Here is a 9,388-nt window from a genome sequence, read left to right as displayed (position 1 = left end):
TCGAAGGGGTGCGCCAAGACCCCTATGTCGGCCCTCGCGGGAGGAACAGCCGCCGCGTGGGCGGGAGATGTGCCGATGAAGGATCCCGTGGCAGAGGCGGCGGTGGCCCCGGCTACTTGCAGCAGGCGCCGTCTGCTGACGCAGGAAGACATCGTGTCACCCCTTTCCGTGGGGGAAGAGCGGTGAAAGGTGGTCGGTGCCGTCACCAGCCTGTCGGCAGACCGGCGATGAACGAGGTGAGCCGGTCGGCGATGAGTCGGTCGTCGTGGGCCGAGTAGTGCCAGTCGCAGCCGAGGAAGTCCAGGCCCGAGTCGTCGAGGAACCAGTAGCGGACCCCGCTGTCGCCGGCGTCGTTGCGTGCCTTGACCACCTGCTGGACATGGCCAACGTACTGGCCGGCGCCGACTGCCACGATGGTCGTCCCGGCCCCGTAGCGCGTGCGCAGCTTCTGGAGGAAGTCGCCGTAGGCGCTGCGGTAGCCGGCCGCGAGGCTGTCGGGCGTCCACGGTTCACCGGGGTTGATGGCGGTCGAGAAGTCGTTGGTGCCGAGGTTGACCACCACGAGCTGGGGGCGCCAGGTGCCCGGGTTCTGCCAGACGTCGCCGGACACGTTCAGCAGGGCACGGTCGTAGAAGGTCCGGTACGTGACGTCCGGCCGGCCTCCGTTGTAGTTGCGCACCATGCCAAGGCCCGAGTAGCCGTTGATCTGGTAGTCGGCGTTCAGTTGCCGGGCGGTGAGGGCGCCGTAGCTCACATCGGAGTTGGTGTTCCGCTTGACCTGGTCCGAGGTGCAGGTGCGGGAGGTCGAGAGGTTGCCGTAGCCCACCGTGAGGGAATCACCGATGAACTCGATCTGACGGCTGCGGGCGGCCGGTTTGCTCAGTACGGCACCGCCGGGCGCGGCGACGAAGCCTCCGAACGTGCTGGTGTCCCCCGGGGTGTCGTTGCGCTTGACGAGCCGGACGGTGTGCGCGCGGTCCTGCAGGCCGCTGATCCAGTGCGTGGTGTTGCCGGGCGTCACGAGCGTGGCGACGGTGGCTCCGTCGATCTGCACGTCGTAGTCGGCGGCCGAGTCGTTGAGCACGATTCCCACGCCGGTGCCCCTGACGGTGCCCTCGAAGTACACGCCGGGCCAGCTGTACTGCACCGTGTTTCCGGCGTCCTTGACCCGCCCCGCGGTGTGCACCTGCGCCAGCGCTCGCGACGCGCGGACCAGTTGCCACTGCTGGCCTGCCCCGCCCCAGTCGGTGAACTGCACGACCTTGGCGCCGTCCGCGGTGGAGGCGTTCTGCACCTCGACGGCCTTGCCGCTGCTGCGGCTGATCAGCCGGACGTAGCCGTCCGAGGAATCGGCCAGCCGGAACTGCTGGTTGACGCCATTGGCATCACCCCACTGCCCAACGCCCGCGTGATCGGCGGTGGAATTGTTCAGGACGTCCAGCACCTTGCCCGAGTGCTGCGCCTTCAGCCGGTAGTAGCCGCCACCCGAATCCACGAACTGGAACCGCTGATTGGCCCCGTCATGACGGGCCCACTGCGACAGACCAGCCCCGTCCGCGGTGCTCGCGCCCGCCACGTCGAGCGCCTTACCGCTGCCACGGTTCACCAGCACGTACCACGCGCCCGTATCCACAGTGGCCGCCCGCGCCGTCCCAGCAACGCCAAGTCCGGTCAGGAGCGCCGCCATCAAGGCGGTCACCGCGGCGAGCACCCCCGTACGCCTCCCGCATCTGCGCCACGGAACCCTGAATGCCATATACGTGCCCTCCCGTCGGTGACGCGCTGTCGGCTCGGAGAAGGCGTCGGGGCACTCTGGCCACTCCGGACGCGATACTCCCGGCGCACACCATATTGTCGAAGCGCTTCGAAGGTAACCGAACGGCGGTAATTTGCCTCTTAGGCCGGTCTGCACCAAGGCAGAGCCGAAAAACGGCAGGATCTTTGTCGAAGCGCTTGACGACGATGTCCGCGCTTGATCAGGATGCCTGCCGCTTCAAGGGCGAAAGCCGTCCTCCACCTTCTCGAAGAAGAACTCGTGCTTGAGGAAGGAGACGTCGTACTCGTGACCGGACTGCGGCGGCAGCAGTTGGGAGGCCTGGAACAGGCGCCACCCGTCGTGTAGCGCGGCAAGCCCTGTGGGATAGGGCGGCTCGTCGCTGTCACCGGTCGTCGGACGGGTCCGGCCGGTCCCGTCGTATCGGGACCAGCCCACGACATCGGAGTCCAGCGCCGACGTCGCGAGATAGAGGACCAGAACCTGCTGCCTCATGCGTGACTCCTCAGGGTCGGCCGGTTGCTGACGCGCGAAACCCAGTACTCGACATCGAACGAGTCGTTGCCTGTCAGGGCCCGCCACAGGAGGACCCGGTTGTAGATCTCCAGTCGGGCCGTGGCCTGCTCGTACCAGGGAAGGTACGTATTGAGTTCCGCGGTCACCGCAGCGTCGTGCAGGTCGGAGACGTCCCACAGACGCACCTGCGGCACGGTCGGGTTGAGGCGGAGTTTGTACATGTAGCGACGACTCGCGGTGTCGTTCCGGCGGCCACCGTGCCAGATGCCGTGGTGCACGAGAACGACCGTGCCTGCCGGGCAGGTCAGACGGGTCTGCCCCCTGAGGTTCTGGACGCGGCCGATGTCCGTCTCATTGATCCTGCGCAGATGGCTTCCGGGCACACTGAGCGTGCCGCCCATCTCGGCGGTCACCTCGTGCGGGTAGTACATGAGCTGGATGTCGAACGCATCCGGCCGTACGTCGATGATCGCGTCTCCGTGGAGCGGCTGCGCGTGTCCCTCGTGCGGCTCGCGCACATGAACCGCATGGTGGTCGACGGTCGGCTCCGGGCCGACCAGGCTCTCGACAGCGCCTGCGACGACCGGCAGGGCGAGGAGCTCGTGGACGAAGGTGTCCTTCGCGAACGCCCCGCCCAGCGGAGTGCCGTAGGACACTTCCGGCAGGCCCTCGGTCAAGGCCGCGATGGCCCGTTCATTGATGTCCTGGGGCACCACCCCGTCCAGGCGCAGGAATCCCTGTGCGACGAAGCGCGCCACCTGAACCGACGTCAGGAGTTGCTTACTGGTTGACATGCGACGAACGTACGGGCCCTGTCCGGGATCAGTCGTGGGCTGAAATCGTCCAGTGCTGGTAATTTTCCGTCCTCGTGAAACACGTAACAGTACGGCTCGACGAGGCGCCCACCGTGGTCGGTGCCGGCATCGGGGTGCACGGCATCTCCACCGCCCACGAGGTCTTCCGGCTGCCCGACCTGTGGCAGCTGCACCTCTACAACTACGAGGGTGCGCTGTCCCTCGGGCCGTCGGTCCACCCCATACGCCCCGGCCACGTCAGCTTGGTGCCGCCGAACACGGAGGTGCACTTTCACTACCGGGGCAGGTCGGAGCATTTCTACGTCCATCTGCGGCTGCACGACGGCGGAACCGCGCAGGTGGTGCCGGTGATGCAGGACGCCGGGGCCGAGAGCACGCGCCTGGCCGATCTGCTCCGCCACGCCGTGACGGCCATGCCGACTTCTCCCCCGCGAGCCACGGCCGAGGTCTGGACCGCTCTGTGGCGCATCGCCGAGTTGCCAAGGGGCGATGGAGCCGGCCGCCGCCATCCCTTCGTGGCCGACGCACAGGCCTACGTCGAGGAACACCTGGCCGAACCGTTGTCCGTACCGGACGTCGCTCGCGCCGTCGGGATCTCCCACACACATCTGACGCGCGTGTTCCGTGCCGAAACCGGCCTCACGGTCGTGTCGTACATCCGGCACCGACGCCTTCAACGCGCCCGCCACCTCCTGTTGTCCTCCACCCTGTCCATCACCGCCATCGCTGCGGCCGTGGGCATCGCCGACCTCCAGGCCTTCAACAAGGCCTGCCGCCGTGAACTCGGCGCGAGCCCGCGTGACGTACGTGCGGCTGCCCCTGCGGGGCCGCAAGGCCCAGGACCGTGAGTAGTGTCGGCGGACAGCTGCCCCCTGCCCAACAGGGCGCGTACGAAGCCGGTCCTGCCCGATCCGTTCGACCTGAGCACGGCCAGGGCCCTCGCCGACATCGCCCTGGCCGGAAGCAACCAGCGCCAGGTCGCCGCCGTCGTGGAACTCAGCCGCCACTCGGCGAGGCCGTGGCGCGCCGGCACGGCCGTCGTAGGCCGACGGCCCGGGCGTAACGGCATCGCCGAGGTAGGGCGATCAGTGGCCGGAGAGCCGCCCTGCTGCTCTTCGAGGCATACGCGGCGACCCCTGCGACGACAAACGCACACAGGGACCGCACCCACGAATCCGGATCGACGCCGCGCCGGCGGGCAGGACGTCGGGCAGCCGCTTCAAAGCCGCCTCATCCCCCCTTCGCGCCAGGGAATCGCTCAAGTCCTCCGCGTCCCGCAACACAAGTTCCCTGGTCAGCAAGGCTGCAGCTCAGGCCCAGGACGCCACTGGCGTGAATGAACTGTCCTGCCGGAACTGATCCGTCCCGTCCGTCCGGTCCACCCGCAGCTGGTAGCTGTAGTGCCGCAGGTAGTACCCGGGGTAGTTGTACGACTCGAAGCGGATCGAGCCGCTCGCCGTGCCGGTGCGGGCGACGAACGTGGCGTCCTTGGCGAACGTCGACGTCCCGTCGTTGGGGTCGAAGCGGGCCCGGAAGTCCCAGTGCCGCAGGTAGTTGCCGGACGAATCGCGGAAGGAGTAGCCGTTCGCGTCGGCAAGGCCGGCCGCCACCGTGAACGTGGAGGCCTGCTTCTCGGCGGTCGTGCTGGAGCTGCTCACCACGGGGAGGTTGAGCAGGGCGGACTGCGTCTGCCAGTAGCGGGTGGAGTAGTTGGCCGACTGGAAGGAACGGGTGACGTTCTTCGCCAGGGTCGGGCCGCCGGAGACGGTCTCCTTGATGACCGTGAAGTGGCGGGCCGTTCCCGAGACGGCGGGCAGCGCGGCCGGGGCGGTCCAGGTGGCGAAGGTGTCGTAGCTGTCGCTGTAGTAGTACGTGCCGTCGCCGTAGCCGTCGAAGAAGAGCCGCCAGGCGCCGTTGTCCAGCTGCACCAGCGCGGGGCCCTCGCGGTAGCTGCCCCAGCCGGCCCAGTTGCCCGTGCGGGAGATCGTGTAGGGGCCGGTGAGGTTCGACGCGGTCGCGTACTCGATGTACTTCGTCGTCTCGTTCTTCGTGAAGGCGTGGTAGGTCGAGCCGATCTTCACGATGAACGTGTCGATGTGGTTCGCGCCGATGCCGGACAGCGCCACCGGTGAACTCCACGCCGTCAGCGCGGAGTTCGTGGCCTTCAGCAGGTACGGGGTGAAGATCCACTCGTCGTTGGTGGTCGAGCAGGACACGATGACGTTCACACTGCCGTCGCTGTCGACGAACCACTCCGGCGCCCAGGCGCGGGACAGGTTGGTGATCGGGACCGTGTAGTCGTACAGGAACGTCCAGTTGACCCGGTCGCTGCTGCGCGCGAAGCCGATGGTGGTGCTGGTGTCCTGCCAGGTGTGGGTCGTGTAGGTGACGTAGTAGTAGCCGTTGGTGTGCTTGAAGATGCTCGCGTCGCGGATGCGGTTGCTCGGCGGCGTGTAGGCGGAGGCCTTGGCCAGACGGAAGTCGGTGGCGTCGTCCGACTGATAGACGTTCACGGTCCCGTCGTTGCTGTTCAGGAACGGCACGATCGTGTAGCGGGTGGCCGAGCCGCTCGGCGGGGCGGCCGCCAGCGCCGTGCCGAGCAGGCCGGGGGCCTCGCCCAGGATCAGTGCCGAAGCGGGCACGGCGGCCATCGCGCGGAGCAGGGCTCGGCGGGACGGGGTGTGGGGACGTCTGGTCACGTGCGGCTCTCCCTACGGTTCAAGGGACTCCGAGACGGTTCGACATATCGAACGCGGTTCGGAAATTCGATCAGAAGGTAGGGGTGGGGCTCAGGCACGTCAATGGTTTGCGCAGGAGGAAGCGGGACCTGAGAGAAACCTGTGGTGAACCCGTGGGCCGCGCCCGGCGAAACCGTTCCACCACGGCCGCATGGAGGTTACCGTTCGGTAGACATCGTGGTGACAACGTCGTCCCGGAGGTGCCCCGTATGACGCCCGACCGTGCCGTAGGCCTCGCCGAGTCCGCCCGTGCGCTGGCCGACGGGGAGGTGACGTCGCGGGCGCTGGTCGCCCAGGCGCTGGCGCGGATCGAGGCGACCCAGGGGTCGCTCAACGCCTTCCGGGTGGTCCGGGCCGAGGCCGCCCTCGCCGAGGCCGAGGCCGCGGACAAGGAGCTGGCCGCCGGTGGGCGCCGGCCGCTGCTGGGCGTTCCGGTCGCGGTCAAGGACGACATGAACGTGGCGGGCGAGCCGACGGCGTTCGGGTGCGGCGGGGAGTTCCCGCCCGTCGCCGAGGACGGCGAGGCGGTACGGCGGCTGCGCGCGGCCGGCGCCGTGATCGTCGGCAAGACCAACACCTGCGAGCTGGGTCAGTGGCCGTTCACCGAGGGGCCCGCCTTCGGCGCGACCCGCAATCCGTGGAGCCCGGAGCACACCCCCGGCGGCTCGTCCGGCGGTTCGGCCGCGGCCGTCGCCGCCGGGCTCGTCCCCGCCGCACTCGGCTCGGACGGCGCCGGCTCGGTGCGGATCCCCGCGTCCTGGACCCATCTGATCGGCATCAAGCCGCAGCGCGGCCGTATCTCGACCTGGCCGCGCGGCGAGTCGTTCCAGGGCATCACCGTCAACGGCACCCTCGCCCGCACGGTGGCCGACGCGGCCCTCCTGCTGGACGCCGCCGCCGGCAACCACGACCTCGACCCGCACCGGCCGCCCGCGCTCAACGTCTCCGAGGCCGTCGGACGCGACCCGGGACGGCTGCGCATCGCGCTCTCCCTCAAGCCGCCGTTCACCGCCCTGCCCGCCCGCCTGCAGCCGGAGGTGCGGGCCAGGACCGTCCAACTCGCCGAGAAGTTGAGCGCGTTGGGGCACGTCGTCGAGGAGGCCGATCCGCCGTACGGCCAGATCGGGCTGACCTTCGTGCCCCGTGCGACGGCCGGCATCGCCGAGTGGGCGAGCGAGGTGCCCTCCCCCGCGCTGCTCGACCGGCGCACCCGGGACGCCGCCCGGCTGGGCCGGCTGCTCGCCGGGTTCCCGCTGCGCGCGGCCCGGCGCGCGGAGGCGGCACTGCACCGTCGTATCGGCACGTTCTACGAGTCGTACGACGTGATCCTCGCCCCCACAACGGCCGCTCCCCCGCCCCGAATCGGCGCGATGCTCGAACTCGGCGGGTTCGCCACCGACCGCGCGATGATCGCCGCCTGCCCCTACGCCTGGCCCTGGAACGTGCTGGGCTGGCCCGGCGTCAACGTCCCCGCCGGATTCGTGGCCGGTCTGCCCGTCGGCGCCCAGCTGCTCGGACCGGCGAACAGCGAGCCGCTGCTGATCTCGCTGGCCGCGCAGCTGGAGGCGGAGCTGCGCTGGCACGAGCTGTGGCCGCCGCAGCAGGACGAGGCGGCGCCCACCGCGGTCGGGTGAGGCCGCACCCCACCGCGGACTTGTGAGGCCGCCCCAACTCCCGCACCCAGGCCCTACTCTGTGCCCATGGGCGATGCGTCGATGGTCGGGCTCATGGGGCGGGTCACGGGGACGATCGGGCCGGGACTGGTCGGCGAGGTGATCGTCCGGGTGCGCGGCGGTGCCGAGCACTTCCTCGCGTATCCCGCCACCGGCACGGACCGCATCGAGCGGGGCACAGTGGTGATGGTGGTGGAGTACCAGGCGCCGAGAACCGTCTACGTCCAGGCCGCATACGACAGTTGAGCCCGCTCGGGCGCAGGTGAGAGCCGTCCGCGTCAAGGTTTCGGCAAGGATCCGTCAGCGGCTGTACCCCGGCGTTGCGCAGGCGCACACTCCCTTGCGTTCGGTGCCGAAAGGGCGCCAGGCAAAGGGGGCGTATGCCGATGGTCGTCGGCGTCGTTGCGGGGGCGGCGGTAGCGGCCGTTCTCGTGTTGATCGGTGTGTTCAAGATGATGTGGCGGGTCGCGGAGCCGAACGAGGCGCTCATCATCTCCGGTTCCAAGCACCGTACGGAGGGCCTTGAGGAGGGCATGGGCTTCCGGATCGTCACCGGGCGCGGCACGCTGGTGTTGCCCGGGGTGCAGGCGGTGCGCAAGCTGTCGCTCGATCTGAACGAGACCGAGCTGCAGGTGGACTGCGTGACCCACCAGGGCATTCCGCTGAAGGTGCGGGGCGTGGTCATCTTCAAGGTGGGCGACGACTTCGTGTCGATCGCGAACGCGGGCCGCCGCTTCCTCGACCAGCAGAAGCTGATGTCGGAGCGGGTGCACAACGTGTTCGCCGGTCATCTGCGGTCCATCGTCGGCGGGTTGACGGTCGAGGACATGATCCGCGACCGGGAGAAGCTCACCGGGCAGACGCGTGCCGCGTGCGGCACGGAGATGGAGAAGCTGGGGCTCATCGTCGACTCGTTGCAGATCCACGAGATCGAGGATCCGACCGGGTACATCCAGAATTTGGCGATGCCGCACGCGGCGGCCGTCCAGCGGGACGCGCGCATCGCGCAGGCGGAGGCGAACCGGCTGGCCACGGAGGCGGAGCAGCAGTCGTTCGCGCGGATGGCCGAGGCGACCCGGGACAGCGAGATCCTCCAGGCCGGCTACCAGGCCGAGCGCGACAAGGCGGGCGCCAAGGCCCGGCAGGCAGGTCCGCTCGCCGATGCCGCGGCCCGGCAGGAGGTCGTCGTGCAGGAGACGCGGGTCGCCGAGCTGGAGGCGCACCGGCGTGAGCAGCAACTCCAGGCGGACGTCCGCAAACCGGCCGACGCGCAGGCGTACGAGAAGCGCACGCTGGCCGAGGCCGAGCGCGACGCGCGTATCTCTGCGGCGCAGGCCAAGGCGAAGGAGACGGAGCTCGCGGCGGCCGCCGAGGCGACCCGCGTCAAGACGGCCGCGGGCGCCGAGGCCGAGGCGACCAAGACGCGTGGCGCGGCCACAGCTGCGGCTACCCGGGCCACCGGCGAGGCGGAGGCCGCAGCCTCGCAGGCCAAGGGCCTCGCACAGGCCGAGGCGACCAAGGCGAAGGGCCTGGCGGAAGCCGAGGCGATCAAGGCCCGCGCCGCCGCCCTGGCCGACAACCAGGAGGCCGTGGTCGCCCAGCAACTCGCCGAGAACTGGCCGGAGATCGTCCGGGCCGGCGCGTCCGCCTTCGGCAACGTCGACAACATGGTGCTGCTCAACGGCGCCGACGGCATGGCGGACATGTTCGCCAAGGCGCTCACCATGGGCGGTACGGGGCTGGGTCTTGCCCGCCAGTTGCTGGCCTCGATGAACCAGAACGAGCAGGCGCCGAAGGACACCTCGCCCCTCAACGGGCTCGCCCAGAAGGTGCCGATGGACGAGAAGTGACCTTTCACGCGTGACTGGTGAC

Annotated in this window: 8 protein-coding genes; 4 read left to right on the top strand and 4 right to left on the bottom strand. The window is 69.5% G+C overall.

The genetic code is table 11. The features are described 5' to 3' along the window. Positions 1–202: 202 nt before the first annotated feature. From ACIA8X_RS15635 to ACIA8X_RS15625, 3 genes are all read right to left on the bottom strand, one after another. Entirely contained in the window at positions 203–1,687 is a 1,485-nt protein-coding gene (locus ACIA8X_RS15635) for an RICIN domain-containing protein (RefSeq protein WP_393446397.1), read from the bottom strand. Between the two features lie 306 nt (positions 1,688–1,993). Further along, the gene (locus tag ACIA8X_RS15630; protein WP_393445522.1) at positions 1,994–2,269 is read right to left on the bottom strand and encodes a hypothetical protein; all 276 of its coding nucleotides are present in this window, start codon (positions 2,267–2,269) and stop codon (positions 1,994–1,996) included. Continuing rightward, complete coding sequence (locus ACIA8X_RS15625) at positions 2,266–3,084, bottom strand: phytanoyl-CoA dioxygenase family protein (RefSeq protein ID WP_393445524.1); 819 nt, start codon at positions 3,082–3,084, stop codon at positions 2,266–2,268. The genes ACIA8X_RS15630 and ACIA8X_RS15625 overlap by 4 nt, the downstream gene beginning before the upstream one ends. A 74-nt stretch (positions 3,085–3,158) precedes the next feature. On the opposite strand from ACIA8X_RS15625, the gene ACIA8X_RS15620 reads away from it, so the two are divergent. After that, a complete protein-coding gene (locus ACIA8X_RS15620) occupies positions 3,159–3,953 on the top strand; it encodes a helix-turn-helix domain-containing protein (protein WP_393445527.1) in 795 nt (264 codons plus the stop codon). A gap of 462 nt (positions 3,954–4,415) precedes the next feature. Here the strand turns inward: ACIA8X_RS15620 and ACIA8X_RS15615 are convergent, their stop codons facing one another. Then, complete coding sequence (locus ACIA8X_RS15615) at positions 4,416–5,804, bottom strand: glycoside hydrolase family 43 protein (RefSeq protein ID WP_393445530.1); 1,389 nt, start codon at positions 5,802–5,804, stop codon at positions 4,416–4,418. A gap of 248 nt (positions 5,805–6,052) precedes the next feature. Here ACIA8X_RS15615 and ACIA8X_RS15610 point away from each other — a divergent pair, with 248 nt between their 5' ends. The 3 genes from ACIA8X_RS15610 (at position 6,053) to ACIA8X_RS15600 (ending at position 9,366) form a co-directional block, all read left to right on the top strand. Beyond that, positions 6,053–7,477 carry an amidase gene (locus ACIA8X_RS15610; RefSeq protein ID WP_393445532.1) on the top strand — a complete coding sequence of 475 codons (1,425 nt, stop codon included), beginning with the start codon at positions 6,053–6,055 and terminating at the stop codon, positions 7,475–7,477. A gap of 66 nt (positions 7,478–7,543) precedes the next feature. Beyond that, positions 7,544–7,762: a hypothetical protein gene (locus ACIA8X_RS15605; protein WP_393445535.1), complete on the top strand. Its 219-nt coding sequence runs from the start codon at positions 7,544–7,546 to the stop codon at positions 7,760–7,762. A gap of 134 nt (positions 7,763–7,896) precedes the next feature. Beyond that, positions 7,897–9,366: an SPFH domain-containing protein gene (locus tag ACIA8X_RS15600; protein WP_393445538.1), complete on the top strand. Its 1,470-nt coding sequence runs from the start codon at positions 7,897–7,899 to the stop codon at positions 9,364–9,366. The last annotated feature ends 22 nt before the right edge of the window (positions 9,367–9,388 follow it).

Origin of the sequence: Streptomyces sp. NPDC051738, from assembly GCF_044453205.1 — a bacterium.
Taxonomy (GTDB): Bacteria; Actinomycetota; Actinomycetes; order Streptomycetales; family Streptomycetaceae; genus Streptomyces.
This window is presented reverse-complemented; position numbering and strand designations above follow the sequence as displayed.

What these genes read in the sequence shown, in the direction of transcription:
- ACIA8X_RS15610 (WP_393445532.1), top strand. Translation starts at nt 6,053, where the DNA reads ATGACGCCCGACCGTGCCGTAGGCCTCGCCGAGTCCGCCCGTGCGCTG.
- ACIA8X_RS15625 (WP_393445524.1), bottom strand. Translation starts at nt 3,084, where the DNA reads ATGTCAACCAGTAAGCAACTCCTGACGTCGGTTCAGGTGGCGCGCTTC.
- ACIA8X_RS15605 (WP_393445535.1), top strand. Translation starts at nt 7,544, where the DNA reads ATGGGCGATGCGTCGATGGTCGGGCTCATGGGGCGGGTCACGGGGACG.
- ACIA8X_RS15635 (WP_393446397.1), bottom strand. Translation starts at nt 1,687, where the DNA reads ATGGCGGCGCTCCTGACCGGACTTGGCGTTGCTGGGACGGCGCGGGCG.
- ACIA8X_RS15630 (WP_393445522.1), bottom strand. Translation starts at nt 2,269, where the DNA reads ATGAGGCAGCAGGTTCTGGTCCTCTATCTCGCGACGTCGGCGCTGGAC.
- ACIA8X_RS15600 (WP_393445538.1), top strand. Translation starts at nt 7,897, where the DNA reads ATGCCGATGGTCGTCGGCGTCGTTGCGGGGGCGGCGGTAGCGGCCGTT.